Below are 20,231 nucleotides of genomic sequence, written 5' to 3'. Positions count from 1 at the left end.
CCGCTCACGCGCCGGCTTCGCCGCGGTGATAGGGATGGCCGGCCAGGATGGTCATGGAGCGGTAGAGCTGTTCGAGGACGAGCACGCGCACGAGTCCGTGCGGGAGCGTCGCCGCCCCGAAGGACAGGATCAGCTCCGCCCGCGTCCGAATTGAGGCATCGTGGCCGTCCGGCCCGCCGATGGCGACGCAGAGCGCCGCGCGGCCGGCATCGCGCCAGCCGCCGATCCGGCCCGCGATCTGCTCGCTCGTCAGGTCGGAGCGCCCGCGCTCGTCGTAGGCCAGCAGCACGCCGCCGGCCGGCAGATGGCCGAGCAGGCCGGACGCCTCCTCGGCGCAGCGGTCGTCCGCCCGGCGCGCCCGGCTCTCGGCGAGTTCCACGAGGTCGCAGGCGGTGAAGCCGAGCGTCCGGCCGGACTGGGCCGTACGCTCGCGGTAGCGCGCGGCGAGGTCGCGCTCGGGCCCGTTCTTCAGGCGGCCGACCGCGGCGACGAGAAGGCGCAAGGGTGCGGTGCCGTCAGCCGGCGAGCTGCTGGCCGGCGGGACGGTCGGCGCCCCACATCTTTTCCAGGTTGTAGAAGCCGCGCACCTCGGGGCGGAAGATGTGCACCAGCACGTCCCCCGCATCGATCAGGACCCAGTCGCAGGCCGGCATGCCCTCGACGCGGGCATTGCCGAAGCCGCGGGCCTTCATCTCCTGCAGGATCTTGTCGGCGATCGAGCCGACATGCCGCTGCGAGCGCCCGGAGGCGATGATCATGGTATCGGCGAGCGAGGTCTTGCCGGCGAGGTCGATCGCGATCGTCTCCTCGGCCTTCATCTCGTCGAGGCAACCGAGAGCGAGCGCCCTCAGGTCTTCGGTTCGCGCCAGCGCGTGGGTCTCGGCGTCGGCGGCCTCGGTGTGGGTCGTCTCGGACAGCGTCACGGTTCCTGATGAGAATTGGATTCCGCCGAAGCGGCACGGTCCGAAAGTGGAGGGTTCGCGGACTGATTGCAATACGCCATCTGCCGTTCACAAGCCCTGGCGGATCTGCGTTGAGGACAGGTTCGAGCGCGGACCGTGCAGGTAGGTCCAGGCGGGCGGGCGCCGCAGCGCCAGCGTTCCGGCCTCGTCCTCCGGCACGCGCGCCCCGGCGAGGAGCCGCGCGGCGCGGGCGTTCGGGGCGCTCAGCGTGTGGCCGGGCCGGTCGATGACGGCGATCGGCACCCGCGCGGCGATCTCGTGGAAGCCGCGCCAGCGGTGGAAGCTCGCCAGCGAATCGGCGCCCATGATCCAGACGAAATGCACGTCCGGCCGTCGCTGGGTGAGGTAGCGGATCGTCTGCCGGGTGAAGCGGGCGCCGATCGCCTCCTCGAAGCCGGTGACGGCGATGCGCGGGTGGTCGGCGACCGCGGCGGCCTGCGCGCAACGCTGCGCCATCGGCGCGAGGAGGCCGCGGTCCTTCAGCGGGTTGCCGGGCGTGACCAGCCACCAGATCCGGTCGAGCGCCAGGCGCCGCAGGGCCGTCAGCGTCACGTGCCGATGCCCGAGATGGGCCGGGTTGAAGGAACCGCCGTAGAGCCCGATCCGCATGCCCGATGCGGTCGGCGGCAACGTCGCCCGCACGCCGCGTCAGACGGGTCGGGTCTGCCCGTTGCCGTGGACCCGGTACTTGAAGGTGGTGAGCTGCTCGACGCCGACCGGCCCGCGGGCATGCATGCGCCCGGTGGCGATGCCGATCTCGGCGCCGAAGCCGAACTCGCCGCCATCGGCGAACTGCGTCGAGGCGTTGTGCGTGACGATCGCCGAATCGACCTCGGCGAGGAAGCGGGCGGCCGCCTCCGCGTCCTCGGTGATGATCGCGTCGGTGTGGTGCGAGCCGAAGGTCTCGATATGGTCGATGGCCGCGTCGAGGCCGTCCACCACGCGCGCCGAGATCACCGCGTCGAGATATTCCGTGCGCCAGTCCGCTTCGCTCGCAGGCGTCACGCGCGGGTCGGCCGCGCGCACGCCCTCGTCGCCGCGCACGGCACAGCCGGCCTCGAGCAGGGCCGTCACCAGGGGCGCGAGGTGGGTGCGAGCGCAGGCCGCGTCGACCAGCAGCGTCTCGGCGGCGCCGCAGACGCCGGTGCGGCGCATCTTGCTGTTGAGGAGCACGGTGCGGGCCATGTCGAGATCGGCCTGCCCGTGGATGTAGACGTGGCAGATGCCGTCGAGATGGGCGAAGACCGGGACCTTCGCCTCGCTCTGCACCCGCTCCACGAGGCCGCGCCCGCCGCGGGGCACGATCACGTCGATGCTGCCGTCGAGGCCGGAGAGCATGGCGCCGACCGCCGCGCGGTCGCGGGTCGGCACGATCTGGATCGCGTCGGCGGGCAGCCCGGAGGCGGCGAGGCCCTCGCTCATCGCCTGGGCGATCGCCATGGCGCTGCGGTGGCTGTCCGAGCCGGCGCGCAGGATCGCGGCGTTGCCGGCCTTGAGGCAGAGCGCCCCGGCATCGGCGGTGACGTTGGGGCGGCTCTCGAAGATCACGCCGATCACGCCGAGCGGCACGGCGATGCGCTCGATCAGCAGGCCGTTCGGCCGCTCGATCGCCGCGAGCTGCCGCCCGACCGGATCGGCCAGGGCGCCGATCTTCTCGACCGCGTCGGCGATGCCGGCGAGGCGCTTCTCGTCGAGGGTGAGCCGGTCGATCAGCGCCTGGCTATGGCCGGCGGCCTTCGCGGCGGCGACGTCGCGGGCGTTCTCGCGCAGGATCTCGGGTCCGCGGGCACGGATGCACTCGGCGATGGTGCGCAGCGCGACATCCTTCGCCTGCGCGGTGGCGAGCGCCATCTTCCGCGCGGCGGCGCGGGCGCGGCGGCCGATCCCGGCCATCTGCGTGCCGAGGTCGTCGGCATCCGCGAGATCCGAGCGCAGGTTGAGAACAGGCACGTCCGCCATCCGGTCAACGAGGTTATGCCGCCCGTACTTGCACATCCGGAACCGGCGAAACAAGCGTTGCGGGTACCGGTTTTCACCTATTCGACAAACAACGCCAGGTCGTCGCGGTGCACCATCCAAGAGCGGCCGGGATGGGTGAGCAGATCTCCGATGCGGGCGCTCGGATGACCGATGATCAGCGCGGCCTCCGTGCTGTCGTAGGCGACGAGGCCGCGGCCGAGGGGCTTGCCCGCGAGGCTGCGCACATCGACCGCGTCGCCGCGGCTAAAACTGCCCTCGATGGCGCGCACGCCCACCGGCAGCAGGCTCGCCCCGCCCTGCAGCGCCCTGATGGCGCCGTCGTCGATGAGCAGCACCCCGCGCGGTTCCAGCGAGCCGGCGATCCAGGTCTTGCGCGCGGCATTCGGGGTCGAGCCGGACAGGAACCAGGTGCAGCGCCCTCCCTCGACCACCTTGCGCAGCGGGTTCTTCTCGCGCCCGTCGGCGATGACGAGATGCGTGCCGCCGCCGACCGCGATCTTGGCGGCCTCGACCTTGGTGCGCATGCCCCCGCGGGAGAGTTCGGAAGCCGGGCCACCGGCCATCGCCTCGATCTCGGGGGTGATGCGCTCGACCACCGGGAGATGCCGGGCGTCCGGGTCGCTCTTCGGCGGGGCGGTGTAGAGCCCGTCGATGTCGGAGAACAGCACCAGCACGTCGGCGCCGATCATGGTGGCGACGCGGGCGGCGAGCCGGTCGTTGTCGCCGTAGCGGATCTCGCTCGTCGCGACGGTGTCGTTCTCGTTGACCACCGGCACGGCGCGCAATTCGAGCAGCTTCTGAATCGTGGCGCGGGCGTTGAGGTAGCGGCGGCGCTCCTCGGTGTCCTGAGGCGTCACCAGGATCTGGCCGGCGATGATGCCGTGATGGCCGAGCGCCTCCGACCAGTGGCGGGCGAGGGCGATCTGCCCCACCGAGGCCGCGCCCTGGCTCTCCTCCAGCTTGAGCGCGCCCGGAGCGAGGCCGAGCACCGTGCGCCCGAGCGCGATGCTGCCGGAGGAGACGACGAGCACGTCCACGCCGCGGGCGTGGAGGTCCGCGATGTCCTCGGCGAGCGCCGCGAGCCAGGCATGGCGCAGCCGGCCGCGCGCCCGATCCACGAGGAGCGCGGAACCGACCTTGATGACGACGCGGCGGAAATCTTCGAGTGCGGGGATCATGGCAGGGGCGCGTAGGCGGGGACGATGTCCGTGTGGACGAAGTCGTCGCCCTTGAACAGAAGGGGCAGGCGCATGACCGATGCGACGGCGTAGGACATGCAATCCCCGAAATTCAGCTTCGCGGGGTGCCGCCCGCGGCCGTAGCGCGAGAAGGCCTGGCTCGCCGCAGCGTACATCGCGGCGTCGAACGGGACGATGGTGGCGCAGGACTCAGCCAGAAAGCCGTCGAGCAGCCGCGAGCCCGCCTCTTGGAGGCGGGACACCAGGACGATTCGCGCTTCCAGCAGAGTCGGGGCACCGACGAAGACGGAGGCCTGTCCGGCGATCAGGTGCGCGAAAAGATCTTTCTCCTCCTCGCCGAGCAGGATTGCGACGATCGCCGACGCATCAAGGACGATCATATCGGCAGGCCGAACTCGTCGTAGAGATCGCTGTGATCGGAGGTCGCGCCGGGCTTCTTCAAAGCCTCTCCCTCCAGAGCCAGCGCCTGCAGGCGCTCGTAGCGCGCACGCTGGTCCGGCCTCATCTCCTTGAGCGTCGGGACCCGGACGGGGCCCGGCACGCTTCCGGCCGGGCGACCAGCGGCGGCGCTGAGCGCCTCGCGCAGGGAATCGACGACTGCCCGCTCCACCGAGACGCCGCGGCGCTCGGCCAATTCGTGGGCGAGGTCCGCCGCCTCACGACCCTCGATGACCAGGGCCTCGCTCATCGGATCCACTCCCTGAAGGCCGGACCGCATTCCCAAGCCGACGATGCGCGTTTCCGGCGATGCGGGCAACGGCTCCCGTCGTCACGGCTCCCAGGCGGGGGCCGGCTCCGCCGCTTCCTCGGCCGCGCGGCCCGCCTCGATGGCGCCGGCCAGCGCCCGCAGCGCCTCCGGCACGCCCTGGCCGCTCGCCGAGGAGAGGACCAGAGGCGCGCGCTTGGCCGCGCGCTTCAGCCGGGCGACCTGGTCCTTGAGGGTCTCCGGGTCGAGGGCGTCGGCCTTCGACAGGGCGACGATCTCGGGCTTCTCGGCGAGGCCGTTGCCATAGGCTTCGAGCTCCCCGCGCACCAGCTTGTAGGCCTTGCCGGCATGCTCGCTCGTGCCCTCGACGAGGTGGAGCAGCACCCGGCAGCGCTCCACATGGGCGAGGAACTTGTCGCCCAGCCCGACGCCTTCGTGCGCGCCCTCGATCAGGCCCGGGATGTCGGCGAGCACGAATTCACGCCCGTCGGCGTTCACCACGCCGAGGCCGGGATGGAGGGTGGTGAAGGGATAGTCCGCGATCTTCGGCTTGGCCGCCGTCACGGTGGCCAGGAAGGTCGACTTGCCGGCATTCGGCAGGCCGACGAGGCCGGCATCGGCGATGAGCTTGAGGCGCAGCCAGATCCACATCTCCGTGCCTTCCTGGCCCGGATTGGCGTGCTTGGGCGCGCGGTTCGTGGAGGTGGTGAAGTAGGCGTTGCCGAAGCCGCCATTGCCGCCCTTGGCGAGGCGGATCTTCTGGCCGACCTCGGTCAGGTCGGCGATCAGGGTCTCGCCGTCCTCGGCGAGGATCTGGGTTCCGGTCGGCACCTTCAGCACCACGTCGGTGCCGTTGGCCCCGTGCCGGTTCGAGCCCATGCCGTGCTCGCCCTTCCGGGCCTTGAAATGCTGCTGGTAGCGGTAGTCGATCAGGGTGTTCAGGCCCTGGACGCACTCGATCCAGACATCGCCGCCGCGACCGCCGTCGCCGCCGTTCGGGCCGCCGAACTCGATGAACTTCTCGCGGCGGAACGAGACGCAGCCGGCCCCGCCGTCGCCGGAGCGGACATAGACCTTGGCTTCGTCGAGGAACTTCACGGTGACACCCGTCTCTTGCGGCGAGCGGGTCGAGCCGCCCTCTCGTCCAGTTTCGCACGATCCGGGCCGGGGCGTCGCCCGGCCCGAACCTTCAGGCGGCTTGCGCGGAGGGCATCTGCCAGTTCCGCCAGCGCGCCCGGTCGAGGCGGTACAGGTCGACCGCGAGGTCGCCGCCGCGCGCCGGGAAGGCCTTCCGCGCGCGGCCGGCATGCTGGAAGCCGCAGGAAGCGAGCACCCGCTGCGAGGCCGCGTTCTCGACCCGGGCCGAGGCCTGCAGCACCTCGCCGCCCGCATAGGCGAAGAAGGCCTCGACCACGGCGCGGGCGGCCTCCGACATCAGGCCCGCGCCCCAATAGGGACGTCCGAGCCAGTAGCCGAGTTCCGGAACGCCCTCGGTGCCCTCGAACAGGCCGACGATGCCGATCAGCCCGGCCGGATCCGCGCGGCGCGACAGGGCCAGGGTCAGGCCGGCGCCGTCGCTGTTGCGGGCCCGCACGTCGAGGAGGAAGGCGTCCACCTCCGCCCGCGGCAGCGGATGCGGGATGCGCGCCGTCATCTCGGCCACCTCCCGCTCGCCCGCGAGCCGGGTGATGGCCTCCGCATCCCGGGCGCGGGGCCAGCGCAGCCAGAGACGGCGCGTCTCGATCCGGAAGACGTCGTCGCGAGTCAGGTCCGGGAACATCGGGTCACCTCCGAGGCGGCCGCCTTGCGTGCCGCGCCTTGAGACGACGAAGGGGAGGATGGTGCCCCATCCTCCCCGCTGCTCCGTCCGGTCCCGGACCCGCGCGATTTGCGCGGGTCTCAGCGGGAACGTCTCTGCCGGGTCGTCTGGGACACCGGCGGGACGCTCGCTTCGCCTGTCAGGCGCCCGCCGTTACTCTGCAGCCTCAAGAACCTGGGATTCTTGGGCCGGGATCACCGCTACGAAGGCGCGCCCGCGGCGCGTCTCGAACTGCACCTTGCCGGGGACGAGGGCGAACAGGGTATGATCCTTGCCCATGCCGACATTGGCGCCGGGGTGCCATTTGGTGCCGCGCTGGCGCACGATGATGTTGCCCGGAATGACGGCCTCCGAGCCGAACTTCTTGACGCCGAGGCGCCGGCCTTCCGAGTCGCGACCGTTGCGGGACGAGCCGCCAGCCTTTTTGTGTGCCATGGGAGTTGCTCCGAATTCTGGGTTGGGTGGATGCGGTCGCGGACGGGGCCCCGGAACGGACCCCTACGCGCCCTGCGGAAGTGCGATCAGGCCTGAATGCCAGTGATGCGCACGACGGTGTGGGCCTGACGGTGGCCGCGCTTGCGGCGCGAGTTCTGCCGGCGGCGCTTCTTGAAGGCGATGACCTTCTTGTCGCGGCCGTGCGAGACGATCTCGCCGGTGACCGTGATGCCAGACAGGGTCGGTGCGCCGACCTGGGTCGCGCCCGCGCCGTCGGTGAACAGCAGGATCTCGCCGAACTCGATCGAGGCGCCGGCCTCACCGGGGAGGGTGGCGACGGTGATGGTGTCGTTGGCGGCGACGCGGTACTGCTTGCCGCCCGTCTTGATGACTGCGAACATCGTTCTCTCGTGTTCTCGAACGGCCTCCGGGGCGAGCCCCTGGACCGGCTTCTTGTTCAGTTGTGTCGCGCCTGCGGAGAGCCGCGGGCAGCAACGCGAAACGCGCGGACTTCTGCGAGGAAGCCGCGCGTGGTGGCGGGTGCATAGGCCGGAGCGCGGCCGCCTGTCAATCGTTCGTGACTGTCCGGACGTCAGTTCGCCCGCATGATCTGGATCACCGCCGGGGTGATGATCACCACGAACAGCACTGGCAGGAAGAACAGGATCATCGGCACGGTGAGCTTCGGCGGCAGGGCCGCGGCCTTCTTCTCGGCCTCGGTCATGCGCTGGTCTCGGCTCTCCTGGGCGAGCACGCGCAGGGCCTGGCCGATCGGCGTGCCGTAGCGCTCGGCCTGGATCAGGGCGGTGGAGACCGCCTTCACGGGCTCGATGCCGATGCGCGTGCTCAGGTTCTCGTAGGCTTGGCGCCGGTCTGGCAGGTAGGACATCTCCGCGGTCATCAGGGCCAGCTCCTCGGCCAGCACCACGGAGGAGACCGCGATCTCGGTGCTCACCTTCTTGAAGGCGTGCTCGACGGCCATGCCGGATTCGACGCAGATGAGCGTCAGGTCGAGGGCGTCGGGCCAGGCCTTGCGCACCTCGGCCTGGCGCTTCTTGGCGCTGTTGATCAGGAACAGCTCCGGCGCCTTGATGCCGAGATAGGACGCGGCGATCACCAGGGCGGTGCGGACCAGATAGGGCTGGTCGAGCACCTCGATCACGAAGAAGTAGAAGATCGAGCCCAGCGTCAGCACCACCGGGGCGACGAGGCGGAAGAACAGGAACGCGGTCTCCGCCTGCGGCCCGCGATAGCCCGCCTGCAGCAGCTTGATCTTGGCGGTCTCGGTGCCGAGCCAGCGGCGCAGGTCGAAGCGCTCGACCACGTCCTTCATGTAGGCCTTCTGCTCGGCCCGGATCGAGACCTTGCCGGTGCCCATGCGCTCGCGCTCGCGCCGGCGGATCTGCTCGCGCTCGTCGCTGACGAGCTTCATGCGCTTGCCGAGCCGATCGGTCTCCAGGAAGGGCTGCGCGACGGCGAAGGCGGTGGCGGCCGCCGCGATCGCGGTGAGCGCGGTGCTCATGAACCGCGCGTCGAGGAGCTTGGCGGCGATCAGGTCGATCATGGCGCTCGGGAGCCTGCATGGGGCCGGGCTGCGCCGGCCTCGGAGGTCAGAAGTCGAAGGCGATCATCTTCTTGATCGTGAAGATCCCGCAGGCCATCCACAGGGCCGAGCCGACGAGGGCGATCTTGCCCGCATCGGTCGTCCAGAGCAGCGAGATGTAGTCCGGGCTCGTCAGCGTGGTGATGCCGGCGACGCCGAAGGGCAGCGCCGCGATGATCGAGGCGGAGGCCTTGGCCTCCATGCTCATCGCCTGGACCTTGCCGGCCATCTTGCGCCGCTCGCGCAGCACGCGCGACAGGTTGCTCAGCGCCTCCGAGAGGTTGCCGCCCGATTGCTGCTGGATGTTGATCACGATCGAGAAGAAGTTCACCTCCGGCACCGGCACGCGCTCGTAGAGGCGGCTCACCGAATCGCCGAGGGAGAGGCCGAGCGCCTGCGTCTCGATGATGGTGCGGAACTCGCTGCGCACCGGTTCCTCGGCCTCGCGCGAGACCATGCGGAAGCAGTCGCCGACCGGGATGCCGGTCCGGATGCCGCGCACGATGACGTCGACCGCGTTCGGCAATTCCTTGTTGAACTTGGCGATGCGGCGCAGGCGCATGCTGCGCAGGATGTATTGCGGCACGCCGAGCGCGCCCACGAACACGCCGCCGAGGGCGACGAGCGGGCTCTCGGTGATCATCAGGAGGATCAGGCCGAGCACCGCGCCGATGCCCCCCGAGACGGTCCAGAAGGTGCGCACCGTCCAGGGCAGGCCGGCGCGGGCGATCTTCAGCTCCAGCGTGACCTTGGTGGCGCCCTTCGACTTCGCCTCGATCTCGTTGAGGGTCTTGGCGATCTGGTCGCGGCGGTTGACCGTCGCGCTGCGCACGGCGCCGCTCGCGCTCGGCACGCTGATGGTCTTCAGCCGCTGCGCCGCCCGGCGCTCGCCGGTGAGGAGCGGCAGCAGCACGACGTAGACGATTCCGGCGACCGCGAGGGCGAGCAGCCCGGCCGCGAGGGGGAGGTTGCCTGCGAGGTTCACGGCTCTGATCCCATCTCGGCGGCGTCGAGGGCCTCGCCGAGCCGCTTCTCCAGGCCGTAATAGCGCGCCCGCTCCCAGAATTTCGGCCGGCCGACGCCCGTCGAGCGGTGCTTGCCGATCAGGCGGCCGTTCGCGTCCTCGCCGATGATGTCGTAGAGGAAGATGTCCTGCGTCGTGATGACGTCGCCCTCCATCCCGATCACCTCGGTGATGTGGGTGATGCGGCGCGAGCCGTCGCGCAGGCGCATCGCCTGGATGATCACGTCGATCGAGCCGACGATCATCTCGCGCAGCGTCTTCGAGGGCAGGGTGAAGCCGCCCATCGAGATCATCGATTCGATACGCGACAGGCACTCGCGCGGCGAGTTCGCGTGGAGCGTGCCCATCGAGCCGTCATGGCCGGTATTCATGGCCTGGAGGAGGTCGAACGCCTCCGGGCCGCGCACCTCGCCGACGATGATGCGCTCGGGCCGCATGCGCAGGCAGTTCTTGACGAGGTCGCGCATGGTGACCTGGCCCTGGCCCTCCATGTTGGGCGGCCGGGTTTCGAGGCGGACCACGTGCGGCTGCTGCAATTGCAGCTCGGCCGCGTCCTCGCAGGTGATGACGCGCTCGTCGTGCTCGATATAGGCGGTCAGGCAGTTGAGCAGGGTCGTCTTGCCCGAGCCCGTGCCGCCCGAGATGACCACGTTGCAGCGGCTCTTGCCGATGATCTTGAGGATCTCGGCGCCCTCGGGCGAGATCGCGCCGAAGCGCACGAGCTGGTCGAGGGTGAGCTTGTCCTTCTTGAACTTTCGGATGGTGAGTGCCGGCCCGTCGATGGCGAGCGGCGGCGCGATCACGTTGACGCGGGAGCCGTCGGGCAGGCGCGCGTCGCAGATCGGCGAAGCGTCGTCCACGCGTCGGCCCACCTGGCTCACGATGCGCTGACAGATGTTCATCAGCTGCTGGTTGTCGCGGAAGCGCACGTTGGTGAGCTGGATCTTGCCGCCGACCTCGATGAAGGCGCGGTTGGCGCCGTTGACCATGACGTCGGAGATGTCGTCGCGGGCGAGCAGGGGCTCCAGCGGGCCGTAGCCGAGGACGTCGTTGCAGATGTCGTCGAGCAGCTCCTCCTGCTCGGCGATGGAGAGGACGATGTTCTTGAGGCCGATGATCTCCGAGACGATGTCGCGGATCTCCTCGCGGGCAGTCTCGGCGTCGAGGCGCGAGAGCTGGGCGAGGTCGATGGCTTCGATCAGCGCGCCGAAGATCATGCTCTTCGTGCGGTAGTATTCCTCGGAGCGCGGGCTCTCCACCTGGACGGAGACGGAGGGCGCGACCGGCTCCACGCGCCGGGGCGGCGCGTCGTCCTGGATCAGGACGGGCGCCGAGGCCTTCGCCTGTGCCTGCGGGCGCGCCGGCGCGGCGGGCTGGGCGACGTTCTGCCTTCTACCGAACATGCTGGGGATCCTTGCCCGTGCGGGTTCGGGTGATCACGGTCAGGAGGCCTTGCGCCGCGCGAGCTTGGCGAGAAGCGGCTCGAACAGGTTCGCACGGCTGCGGCGCGTCTCGGGACGGCCGAGCACCGAGGCGGCGAGCTCGGCGAAGATCTCGGTCGCCTTGGAATTGGGCTGCACCTCGGCCACCATCTGCCCGTTATTCGCGGCGGTGCCGAACAGGCCCGGATCGAACGGGATGGCGGCCGCGAGCGGCACCTCGAGCGCCTTGGCGAATTCCGCCGCGCCGATTTCCGGCCGCTTGGCCATGCCGACGCCGTTCAGCACCACGCGGGGGGCGCGGTCGTTCGGCCGGCCGTGCTGCAGGGCGCCGAGCACGTTCTTGGCGTTGCGCAGGCAGGTCAGGTCTGGGCCGGCCACCACGATGAGGTCGTCGGCGCCGGTCAGGACCCGCTTCGTCCAGGCCGACCATTGATGCGGCACGTCGAGCACGATGCAGGGCACCGCCGCGCGCAGGTGGTCGATGAGCCCGTCGAAGGCGGGCTCGGAGAGGTCGATGGTGCGATCGAGGCTCGCGGGCGCCGAGAGCAGGCTGAGATTGTCGCTGCACTTCGAGAGCAGGCGCTCGACGAGCGCCGAATCGAGGCGCTCCGGCGCGAAGACCGCCTCGGCGATGCCCTGGGGCGGATCCTGGTTGAAGTTGAGGCTCGCGGTGCCGAAGGCGATGTCGAGGTCGGCGATCACCGTCTGGAGCTTCTGGCCGCGGGCCATCGACCAGGCGAGGTTGTGCGCCACCGTCGAGGCGCCGATGCCGCCGCGCACGCCGTAGACGGCGATGGTGCGGCCGACCGGCTTGACGCCCGGCGCGGTGAAGAGGTCGGACACCGAGGTGATCAGCGTCAGCGGCTCCAGCGGCACCATCAGGTAGTCGCTGACGCCGCGCTGGATGAACTGGCGGTAGAGCGCGACGTCGTTGACGTGCCCGATCACGAGGACGCGGGTGCCCTCGTCGCAGACCTCGGCGAGCGCGTCGAGATGCTCCAGCGGCTTCGATTTCGGCCCCTGCGTCTCGATGATGATGACGTTGGGCGTCGGCGCGCTGCGATAGGCCTCGACCGCCGCGGCGGCCCCGCCCATCTGCACCTTCAGATGGGCCTTCTGCATGCGCCGGTCCGTGCCGGCCGCCTCGATGGCGGCAGCCGTCTCCGCCGTTTCGCAGAACGCCTGGATCGTGATCCGCGGCACCGGGGCGATCAAGCGCTCGGATGTCTCGGAAGTGTCCGCCATGATGAGGCTTTCCGGTTCGGGTCCTGTACGGGGCCGGCGTGGTCGCGACGCGGTTCAGATGCCGAGACGGCTGCTCACGTTGGTCTGCCCATCCTGACGCCAGTTGGTTGAGGGATCCTTGCCGATGCGCAGCTGATCGATGTCCTTGACGCGGCGGACCGTGTCGATCCGGCCCTCCGTCCGGCCGCGCACGAGGTCGACCGGGTCGGCGACCTGGGCGGCGACGGTGGATTGCGTCGCGCAGCCGAGATTCCAGTTCGGCTCGTTGCGCAGGTTCGACATCGGCGTGCTGACGCCGAGATCCTGCGGCCACAGCCCGCACTGGTCGGCGACCCGGGCCTCCATGCGCTGGAAGCTCAGGCGGATCGGTGCGGCGAGGCCGGGATTGGCCACGGCATAGCCCGACACGACGATCTCCCGGGACGGGACGCCGCCCTCGGCCGTGAGCCGCCGGATCGCCGCGCCGGTGCGCTCGACCGCGGCGCCGGCCGCCGGCGCGACCCCGCGCGGCAGTTCGACCAGGAGCGTGCCGCGGCCGTAGCGTCGGTACTCGAGCACGAAGGCGTCGACATCCGCCCGCTGGCGCGGATCGAGATGGCCGGGCCCGGTGGGGAAGACGTCGAGGCTGCGGCTGCCGTCGGCAAGCACGATCGGGTGCCGCGCGCGGTAGTCGTGGGGATAGATCGAGCCGGTCGCGGCCCGGTCGGCCTGGCACGCCCCGAGGAGGGCGGCGAGCGCGGCGAGGGGAAGAAGCTGAGGACGGAGGGCGGTCATGGCGCGGGTCCTGAAAGGGCGGGCCGTCTTCGGGGCGGCCGCAACAGGGCGCCCGGCGAGGCGGGGATCGGAGACGGTCAGTCGGTGATGAAGCCGACGCGGCCGCGGTAGCCGCGTCCGAGGGGCTTGGCGCCGGCCACGCCGTAGAGGCGGTTGATCTGGCCCAGCAGAACCGCCTGGCCGTCGGTGGCCTCGACGAAGCCGTCGTCCGGCCTCGAGACCTGGCGCGGCTCGATCGGCTTGGCGATGAAGGGCGTCACCATGATCATCAGCTCCGTCTCCTGCCGCTGGTAGTCGCGGCTGCGGAACAGGGCGCCGAGGATCGGCAGGTTGATGAGGCCGGGCAGGCCGGCGATCGCCGACTTGCTCTTCTGCTGGATCAGGCCCGCGGTCATCATCGTACCGCCGGAGGGCAGCTCGACGGTGGTCTCGGAGTTGCGCACCGTCAGGCCGGGCACGGCCGTGGTCGAGTTGCCGCTGACGAAGCTGTACGAGTTCTGCGGGTCGATCTCGCTGACCTCGGTGCCGACGCGGATCGAGATCCGGTTCTCGGACTGGACGACGGGCGTGAAGTTCAGGCTGACGCCGTATTTCTTGAAGGCGATGCCGACGACGCAGGTGGGCTGCTGGCCGGCCACCAGGGCCGGGGTGCAGGTCTGGCTCGACGGGACCGGAAGCTCGCCGCCGGCCGTGAACTTGGCGGATTCGCCCGAGATCGCGGTCAGGGTCGGCTCGGCCAGGATCCGCGACACGCCGGCCTGCTCGAAAGCCTTGAGCGTCGCCGTCAGGCTTGCGCCGCCGGGGCCGTTGATCGTCCCCGAGATCAGGTTGCCGGTGGGGAACTGGCCGCCGGAGATCGCGAGCGGCGAGGCGTTGACGAGGTTGAGGTTCGACCAGTTGCCGCTGAGGTTGACGCCGAACTGCTTCAGCACCGTGCGCGAGACCTCGGCCACGGTCACGCGCAGCATGACCTGATCCTTGCCGCGGATGGTCAGGTTGTTGATGACCGCGCCGCGCGAGCCGCCGGCGACGCCGGCCCCGCTGCCGCCCCCTCCGCCGCCGGAGACGCCGACGAAGGCGTTGGCGATGTCGATGGCCTGCTGCGCCTCGGCGGCCGAGGCGACCGAGCCGGAGAGCAGCACCGAGTCGCCGCTGGAGCGCACGTCGAAGCGGGCGCCGGGGATGCTCTGGCCGAGGAGCTGGCGCAGGATGTTGAGGTTCAGATCGCGCGCGACGGTGACGTCGAGGGCGGTGATCTGGCGCCCCTCGGCATCGAGGATGAAGATCGAGGTGGTGCCGTTCTCCATGCCGATCACGAAGACCTTGCGGGTCGAGCGCACCACGGCGTTGGCGACCTTGGGGTTCGCGACGAAGACCTCCTTGGCGTCGCGCGGCAGGTCGACGATGACCGAGCGGCCGGCGGTCAATTCGATCTTGCGGGTGGCCGAGGCCTCGGCGGCGCCGACCGCCAGGGTCGGCGCGGGGCCGAGGACCGGCCGGTCCTGGGCGGCGGCGGAGAAGCCGAGGGCGATGCCCGCGAGCGGGAGCGAGAGCCGGAGCGCGGCGCGCAGCGGGCGGAAGGCGGGACGGGCGGGCATCTGGGCCATCACCGGGTGGTCTGCTGCCGGGCGACGCCGAAGCGCACGACCGTGAGGGCGGGATTCTTCTGCTCCGGCTCGGCCTCCACCGGCCTGCCGGAATCGGCGATGCTGCGCAGCGCCAGCGACAGCGAGCCGACCTTCTGCGCGAGCGTGATGGTCTCGGCCTGGGCCGGCGTCAGCGCCAGCGTCGCGGTCTCGCCGGTGACGACGTTGGTGCCGTTCTTCTCCTGGATGAGCTGGCCGACCGCGAGCACCCGGATGTCGGAGAGGATGGTCTGCGAGAGCTGCACGTCGGTGCCGGTGGCGCGCGAGTTCTCCTCGTCGCGGTAGGTGCGGATAACGTCCACGCGGTCGTTCGGCAGGATGAAGCCGCCGGCCGAGTTGGTGCCGCGGGTATCGGTGACGATGGCCACCGCGCGCATGCCCTGGGGCAGGATCGCGGCCATGAAGCCGCTGTCCGGGCGCACCAGCTTCTGCGGGCGCACGGGCTCGCCGACGAGGAAGGGCGCGCGCACCGTGGCGCCGACCGCCTCCTCCAGGGCCTTCGGATTCAGCTTGCGGGTCATGTAGCCCGGGGTCAGCGCGTCCTCGGGCCATTTCTGCCAGCGCAGGTCGGCGGCCTGAAGCACCTGCCCCATGGGAAGCTCGGCGGCCGCGACCAGCACCTCCGTCACCGGGGCCGGCGGCGGCTCCACCCGGGCGACGGGCGGGGGCGGCGGCGGCGGATCACCGCCGCTCATGAGCAGCGCCGCACCGCCGCCCGCGACGAGGGCTATGGCGAGAACGGCAAGGCGTGCTGGTTGCATCGGCAGACCACGGCAAGGACGACGGCTCGGACTGCGCCGTCGCCGCCAGAGTGCCGCGGCATTCGTGTAATTAGGGTTAAGGAGACGTCACCGGACGCTTGCCCGCTGCGTCCGAAAGCGGTTCTCCCAGTCGATCCGGACCGTTTCGGCGGCTGCGCCGGGGGCCAATGCGGTGGCGCGAGGCGACGAATGCTGGCCGCGCCCGGATCCGGATCAGGCCGCGAAGGTGCGCGCCCAGACGGTGGTCTCCGGCAGGACGAGCAGGGCCGCGGCGGCGAGCGCGATGCCGTAGGGGATACCGGTGGCGCGGTCGTGCAGGTGGAGCGCGAAGGGCATCCGGGCGATGGCCTGCGGCAGCGGGTGGGAGCGGGCCGCGAGGATCGCCAGCGTCAGGCCGCCGCCCAGGATCGAGGCCACGAGGAGATAGTCGAGCAGCCCGTCGAAGCCGAGCCAGAGCGCGGTCGCCGCGGCGAGCTTGGCGTCGCCGCCGCCGATCACGCCGAAGGCGAAGAGCGTGAAGCAGACGGTGAGCACGAGGGCCGCGGCGCCGAGATGCAGGCCGAGCTCGGTCCAGGACATCAGGCCGGTGCAGGCGAGGGCGGCGAAGGCGGCGATGAGGGCGAGCGAGATCCGGTTGGGGATCAGCATGGTCAAGAGGTCGCTGGCGGCCGCATAGGCCATCAGGAACGGGAACACGACCAGGATGCCGAGGGAGGCCATCGCGTCACCTTGTCCGGGCAGGGGAGGGGGTGCGCGGGCCCCGGTCGAAACGCAGCCGTGGCCGGTCCCGCCTTCCACGGGAACGGCCACGGCGGCGGCGCGCTGTTCAGGTCCGCCCAACCGGTGCCGCGCCCGGTCCCGGACCCCCGCTGGGGGCGGGCCGGAGCGCGAACGGTGCCGCCGGGCGTGCCGCGACGCGGATCAGTTCAGCTGGGCGGAGATCGCGTTGAACTTCGCGTTGAGCTGCGTGCCGATGATCTTCAGGGTGCCGATGATGACGACGGCGATGAGGGCGGCGATCATGCCGTACTCGATCGCGGTGGCGCCGGACTCGTCGGCAGCGAAACGCTTGAACACAGACTTCATGGCTGAGATCCTTGGAGGAACGACCTGCGAGGGGGCCGTCGAAGATCTTCGTCTCGATCGGCGGCAGGGGAAGAATGCCAGCACCGCCCTTGAAAATCGGTTAAATCGTCTCGCTGCGGGAAGCGATGGCCAGCACAGCCGTGTCGTGGTGAAGAGATCGTAAGCGGAACGACAGTCGGAGCCCGATATCGCTGATGCAGCAATACCATCGGCGACGCTTGCCGAGGGCCGTGGGCCGCCCGGCACGACGTAAGGATGAACGGGGGCGAGGCCGCCTTAGCGCTTCTTTCACCAATCCGGTGTTTCGCTGCGCGGGGGCGGCGCGCTCGCCGTGCTGCCTCCCCGTCCCGCCCGCGGAAATCCGAAGGCCAACGCCCGATGCGCCGTTCCGTCCTCCGCCTCGCCGCAGGCCTGCTCGCGGCCTCGGCCGCGCTGCCCGGCGGCGCCGGCCCGGGCCGCGCCGCGGAGGCCGCCCTGCCGGTGGTGAGCGTGAGCGTCGATAACGCCAAGGTGATGCGGCTCCCGGAGAAGGCGCAGACGGTGATCGTCGGCAACCCGCTCATCGCCGACGTGACCCTTCAGAAGAACGGCGTGCTCGTGCTCACCGGCAAGAGCTTCGGCGCCACCAACCTGATCGCCCTCGATGCGGCCGGCGCGATGATCGCCGAGACCATGATCCGAGTCGAGGCGTCGCAGAGCTCGGTGGTCACGGTCCAGCGCGGGCCGAGCGAGCGCAACTCCTATTCCTGCACCCCGATCTGCCAGCCCTCCATGCAGCTCGGCGACACGGCCGATTACTTCGGGCAGGTGAGCAGCCAGGCCGACCAGCGCCGCAAGCTCGCCATCGGCAGTGCCGGCCCCGAGAAGTAGCCTCCCGGGGCCGCGTCCGGTCAGATCGTCTGGTTGTAGGCGCCGACCTCGGCGTTCTCGCGCAGCACCCCGTCGACCGCCGCGAACATCGCCCGCAGCCGCGCCTCCGAGACCGGGCTCTCGATCACCACCACCAGTTCCGGCTTGTTCGAGGAGGCGCGCACCAGCCCCCACGTGCCGTCCTCGGCGGTGATGCGCACGCCGTTCACGGTGACGAGGTCGACGATCTTCTGCCCGGCCAGCGCCTCGCCGGCCTCCTTCATCGCCCGGAAGCGCTTCGTCACCGTCTCCACCACGCCGTACTTCACCTCGTCGTCGCAATGCGGCGACATGGTCGGCGAGCCCCAGGTCTTGGGCAGGGCCCGGTAGAGGTCGGCCATGGATTTATCGGGATTGCGGTCGAGCATCTCGATCACGCTGATCGCGGTGAGCAACCCGTCGTCGTAGCCGCGCCCGATCGGCTCGTTGAAGAAGAAGTGGCCCGACTTCTCGAAGCCCGCCAGCGCGCCGAGCTCGTTGACCCGGCGCTTGATGTAGGAATGGCCGGTCTTCCAGTAATCGGTCTTGACTGCGACCGCCTGAAGCTCGGGATCGGTGTTGTAGAGCCCGGTGGACTTCACATCGACCACGAAGGTCGCGCCGGGATGCAGCTTGCCGAGGTCGCGGGCCAGCATGACGCCGATCTTGTCGGCGAAGATCTCTTCCCCCTCGTTATCCACCACGCCGCAGCGGTCGCCGTCGCCGTCGAAGCCGAGGCCGACATCGGCGCCGGTCTCCTTCACCTTGGCCGCGATGGCATGGAGCATCTCCATGTCCTCGGGGTTCGGGTTGTAGCGCGGGAAGGTGTAGTCGGGCTCGACGTCGAGGGGCACCACCTCGACGCCCAGCGCCTCCAGGAGCCGCGGCGCGAAGGCGCCGGCGGTACCGTTGCCGCAGGCGGCCACCACCTTGAGCTTGCGCGTGATGGGCTTGGCCCGGGTCTTGAGGTCCTTCAGGTAGGTCTCGGCGAAGCCCTCCACGAATTCGTAGGAGCCGCCGTCGCGGTACTGGTAGGTGCCGCCGAGGACGATCTCCTTCAGGCGGCCCATCTCGTCGGGGCCGAAGGTCATCGGCCGGTTGGCGCCCATCTTCACGCCGGTCCAGCCGTTGTCGTTGTGCGAGGCGGTGACCATGGCCACGCAGGGGCAGTCGAGGGCGAACTGGCCGAAATAGGCCATCGGCGAGAGGGCGAGGCCGATATCCTTCACGCGCAGGCCCGCCGCCTGCATGCCGGCGATCAGCGCGAGCTTGATCGCGGAGGAGTAGCTGCGGAAATCGTGGCCGGTGACGATGTCGGGCCGCACGCCGAGCTCGTGCACCAGGGTGCCGATGCCGAGGCCCAGCGCCTGCACCCCCATCAGGTTGATCTCCTTGGGGAACAGCCAGCGCGCGTCGTACTCGCGGAATCCCGTGGGCTTCACCAGGGGCAATTGCTCGAAGGCGAAGGTGTTGGGCTCGAGCGCGGGCAGCGGCTTGGGAAACATCGCGGTCCTCGTCCTGTCGGGCTCGTCCTGCCGAGCGGGTCGCCCCCCGCTTAGCGAAGCGGCCAGGCGAGGCCAAGCCGGGCTGTTCCGGGCAAGCGGCTTCGTCCCCGCGCGTCTGGCGATGCCGGAGGCCTGGCCGGAGAGGGAGACGCGGGACGCCGCGGAACCCTGAACGGTATGCGCACAACACCGGCTCCCCGGCGTCCCGCGGATGAGAGAGGCATGCTGCCCGGTCTCACCCGTAGCGGTGCAGCCCCGCGCCCTCGCGCTTCAGCCAGGCCTCGGCCGGGTCCACATGGGGACAGATCCGGCCGACGAGGGTCCAGAAGCGGTTCGAGTGGTTCATCTCGCGTAAGTGCGCCATCTCGTGCGCCACCAGGTAGTCGAGCACCAGGGGCGGGGCGAGGATCAGGCGCCAGGAGAAGTTCAATTCGCCCCGCGCCGTGCAGGAGCCCCAGCGGCTGCGGGTGTCGCGGAGAGTCACGCGGGTCGGGCCCTGGCCGAGGGACGCGGTGTAGCGGGCGATGGCGGCGCCGAGGTCCCGGCGTGCCTCGGCCTGGAGGAAGTCGCGCACCCGCCGCCCCACATGCGCCTCCCCGCAGGAGACCGAGAGGATGGGGCCGATGGGGGAATCCTCGATCCGGGTGGCGCCGCTGCGCTCGCCGCGGCGCACGATCCGGTGCGGGGTGCCGCGCACCGGGATCTCCGCCCCCTCCGCGAAGGCGATGCGCTCGGGCATCCGGGCGAGCCGGGCCGCGATCCAGCCGCCATGGCTCGCCGCGAAGCGCCGGGCCGTGGTGAGGCCCGTGCGCGGCGGCAGCGTCATCACCACCTCGCCGGTGGCCGAGGAGACCCGCAGCGTCAGCCGCCGCGCCGTGTCGCGCCGGCGCAGCAGGATCCGGAAGGTCTCGCCCGCATGGGCGATCTCGATGTGGTCGGGGGCGGGAGCCGGATCGACGCGCCGCAGCAGGGCCGAGAGCATGGCCGCACTCTACTGCAGGCTCGGCCATTTGCCAGCCGGGTCGGGCGCCGCTCAAGTGCCGCGCTCTCCGTTGCCGCAGGGGAGCGCATTCACGCAACATTCCCGCCCGCGGCGTTCCCGAGCGAGGCGCGGGTTCCCTCTCCCGAACGGGAGAGGGGGGTGCGTCGCGCTTGG

At 70.6% G+C, this 20,231-nt stretch carries 23 protein-coding genes; 1 reads left to right on the top strand and 22 read right to left on the bottom strand.

The genetic code is table 11. From position 1 onward, the window contains the following. Positions 1–4: 4 nt before the first annotated feature. The 20 genes from rlmH to MTDSW087_RS10535 form a co-directional block, all read right to left on the bottom strand. Complete coding sequence (gene rlmH / locus MTDSW087_RS10630; RefSeq protein WP_144763596.1) at positions 5–502, bottom strand: 23S rRNA (pseudouridine(1915)-N(3))-methyltransferase RlmH; 498 nt, start codon at positions 500–502, stop codon at positions 5–7. Between the two features lie 13 nt (positions 503–515). Next, positions 516–917 carry a ribosome silencing factor gene (rsfS, locus tag MTDSW087_RS10625; RefSeq protein WP_238179632.1) on the bottom strand — a complete coding sequence of 134 codons (402 nt, stop codon included), beginning with the start codon at positions 915–917 and terminating at the stop codon, positions 516–518. 93 nt (positions 918–1,010) lie between these two features. After that, entirely contained in the window at positions 1,011–1,604 is a 594-nt protein-coding gene (locus tag MTDSW087_RS10620; protein WP_144763594.1) for a nicotinate-nucleotide adenylyltransferase, read from the bottom strand. A 6-nt stretch (positions 1,605–1,610) separates the two neighbouring features. Further along, the gene (locus tag MTDSW087_RS10615; RefSeq protein WP_144763592.1) at positions 1,611–2,912 is read right to left on the bottom strand and encodes a glutamate-5-semialdehyde dehydrogenase; all 1,302 of its coding nucleotides are present in this window, start codon (positions 2,910–2,912) and stop codon (positions 1,611–1,613) included. Positions 2,913–2,998: 86 nt separating this feature from the next. After that, entirely contained in the window at positions 2,999–4,120 is a 1,122-nt protein-coding gene (gene proB / locus MTDSW087_RS10610; RefSeq protein ID WP_144763590.1) for a glutamate 5-kinase, read from the bottom strand. Continuing rightward, the gene (locus MTDSW087_RS10605; protein WP_144763588.1) at positions 4,117–4,521 is read right to left on the bottom strand and encodes a type II toxin-antitoxin system VapC family toxin; all 405 of its coding nucleotides are present in this window, start codon (positions 4,519–4,521) and stop codon (positions 4,117–4,119) included. Before MTDSW087_RS10605 ends, proB begins: the two co-directional genes overlap by 4 nt. Then, positions 4,518–4,829 carry a type II toxin-antitoxin system VapB family antitoxin gene (locus MTDSW087_RS10600; RefSeq protein ID WP_186383800.1) on the bottom strand — a complete coding sequence of 104 codons (312 nt, stop codon included), beginning with the start codon at positions 4,827–4,829 and terminating at the stop codon, positions 4,518–4,520. Before MTDSW087_RS10600 ends, MTDSW087_RS10605 begins: the two co-directional genes overlap by 4 nt. A gap of 81 nt (positions 4,830–4,910) precedes the next feature. Further along, positions 4,911–5,945: a GTPase ObgE gene (obgE, locus tag MTDSW087_RS10595; protein ID WP_144763584.1), complete on the bottom strand. Its 1,035-nt coding sequence runs from the start codon at positions 5,943–5,945 to the stop codon at positions 4,911–4,913. A gap of 91 nt (positions 5,946–6,036) precedes the next feature. After that, positions 6,037–6,627: a GNAT family N-acetyltransferase gene (locus MTDSW087_RS10590; protein WP_144763582.1), complete on the bottom strand. Its 591-nt coding sequence runs from the start codon at positions 6,625–6,627 to the stop codon at positions 6,037–6,039. A gap of 192 nt (positions 6,628–6,819) precedes the next feature. After that, positions 6,820–7,101 (bottom strand): 50S ribosomal protein L27, encoded by a 282-nt coding sequence (rpmA, locus tag MTDSW087_RS10585; RefSeq protein WP_144763580.1) that lies wholly within the window; start codon positions 7,099–7,101, stop codon positions 6,820–6,822. Positions 7,102–7,187: 86 nt separating this feature from the next. Beyond that, entirely contained in the window at positions 7,188–7,502 is a 315-nt protein-coding gene (gene rplU / locus MTDSW087_RS10580) for a 50S ribosomal protein L21 (RefSeq protein ID WP_144763578.1), read from the bottom strand. Positions 7,503–7,693: 191 nt separating this feature from the next. Then, positions 7,694–8,665, bottom strand: coding sequence for a type II secretion system F family protein (locus MTDSW087_RS10575; protein ID WP_144763576.1), 972 nt, complete (start codon positions 8,663–8,665; stop codon positions 7,694–7,696). Positions 8,666–8,711: 46 nt separating this feature from the next. Continuing rightward, entirely contained in the window at positions 8,712–9,689 is a 978-nt protein-coding gene (locus MTDSW087_RS10570) for a type II secretion system F family protein (RefSeq protein ID WP_144763574.1), read from the bottom strand. Next, positions 9,686–11,131, bottom strand: a complete 1,446-nt coding sequence (locus MTDSW087_RS10565; protein ID WP_144763572.1) for a TadA family conjugal transfer-associated ATPase — start codon at positions 11,129–11,131, stop codon at positions 9,686–9,688. Before MTDSW087_RS10565 ends, MTDSW087_RS10570 begins: the two co-directional genes overlap by 4 nt. A gap of 39 nt (positions 11,132–11,170) precedes the next feature. After that, the gene (locus tag MTDSW087_RS10560; RefSeq protein WP_144763570.1) at positions 11,171–12,415 is read right to left on the bottom strand and encodes a CpaE/TadZ family protein; all 1,245 of its coding nucleotides are present in this window, start codon (positions 12,413–12,415) and stop codon (positions 11,171–11,173) included. A gap of 54 nt (positions 12,416–12,469) precedes the next feature. Further along, positions 12,470–13,189 (bottom strand): CpaD family pilus assembly protein, encoded by a 720-nt coding sequence (locus tag MTDSW087_RS10555; protein ID WP_144763547.1) that lies wholly within the window; start codon positions 13,187–13,189, stop codon positions 12,470–12,472. 77 nt (positions 13,190–13,266) lie between these two features. Then, positions 13,267–14,787 (bottom strand): type II and III secretion system protein family protein, encoded by a 1,521-nt coding sequence (locus tag MTDSW087_RS10550; protein WP_144763544.1) that lies wholly within the window; start codon positions 14,785–14,787, stop codon positions 13,267–13,269. 8 nt (positions 14,788–14,795) lie between these two features. Continuing rightward, entirely contained in the window at positions 14,796–15,596 is an 801-nt protein-coding gene (gene cpaB, locus MTDSW087_RS10545) for a Flp pilus assembly protein CpaB (protein WP_144763542.1), read from the bottom strand. Between the two features lie 213 nt (positions 15,597–15,809). Further along, on the bottom strand, positions 15,810–16,316 hold the full coding sequence (locus MTDSW087_RS10540) for an A24 family peptidase (RefSeq protein ID WP_144763540.1): 507 nt from the start codon (positions 16,314–16,316) through the stop codon (positions 15,810–15,812). A 201-nt stretch (positions 16,317–16,517) separates the two neighbouring features. After that, entirely contained in the window at positions 16,518–16,682 is a 165-nt protein-coding gene (locus MTDSW087_RS10535; RefSeq protein WP_142581899.1) for a Flp family type IVb pilin, read from the bottom strand. A gap of 378 nt (positions 16,683–17,060) precedes the next feature. Here MTDSW087_RS10535 and MTDSW087_RS10530 point away from each other — a divergent pair, with 378 nt between their 5' ends. Further along, positions 17,061–17,552, top strand: coding sequence for a pilus assembly protein N-terminal domain-containing protein (locus MTDSW087_RS10530; RefSeq protein WP_144763538.1), 492 nt, complete (start codon positions 17,061–17,063; stop codon positions 17,550–17,552). A gap of 20 nt (positions 17,553–17,572) precedes the next feature. On the opposite strand, the gene MTDSW087_RS10525 is transcribed toward MTDSW087_RS10530, so the two are convergent. Together MTDSW087_RS10525 and MTDSW087_RS10520 are read right to left on the bottom strand one after the other, a co-directional pair. Further along, the gene (locus MTDSW087_RS10525) at positions 17,573–19,075 is read right to left on the bottom strand and encodes a phosphomannomutase/phosphoglucomutase (RefSeq protein WP_144763536.1); all 1,503 of its coding nucleotides are present in this window, start codon (positions 19,073–19,075) and stop codon (positions 17,573–17,575) included. A 235-nt stretch (positions 19,076–19,310) separates the two neighbouring features. Further along, positions 19,311–20,057: a M48 family metallopeptidase gene (locus tag MTDSW087_RS10520; RefSeq protein ID WP_144763535.1), complete on the bottom strand. Its 747-nt coding sequence runs from the start codon at positions 20,055–20,057 to the stop codon at positions 19,311–19,313. Positions 20,058–20,231: the final 174 nt, after the last annotated feature.

The sequence above is a fragment of the Methylobacterium dankookense genome (genome assembly GCF_902141855.1).
GTDB classification, from domain to species: Bacteria; Pseudomonadota; Alphaproteobacteria; order Rhizobiales; family Beijerinckiaceae; genus Methylobacterium; species Methylobacterium dankookense.
This window is presented reverse-complemented; position numbering and strand designations above follow the sequence as displayed.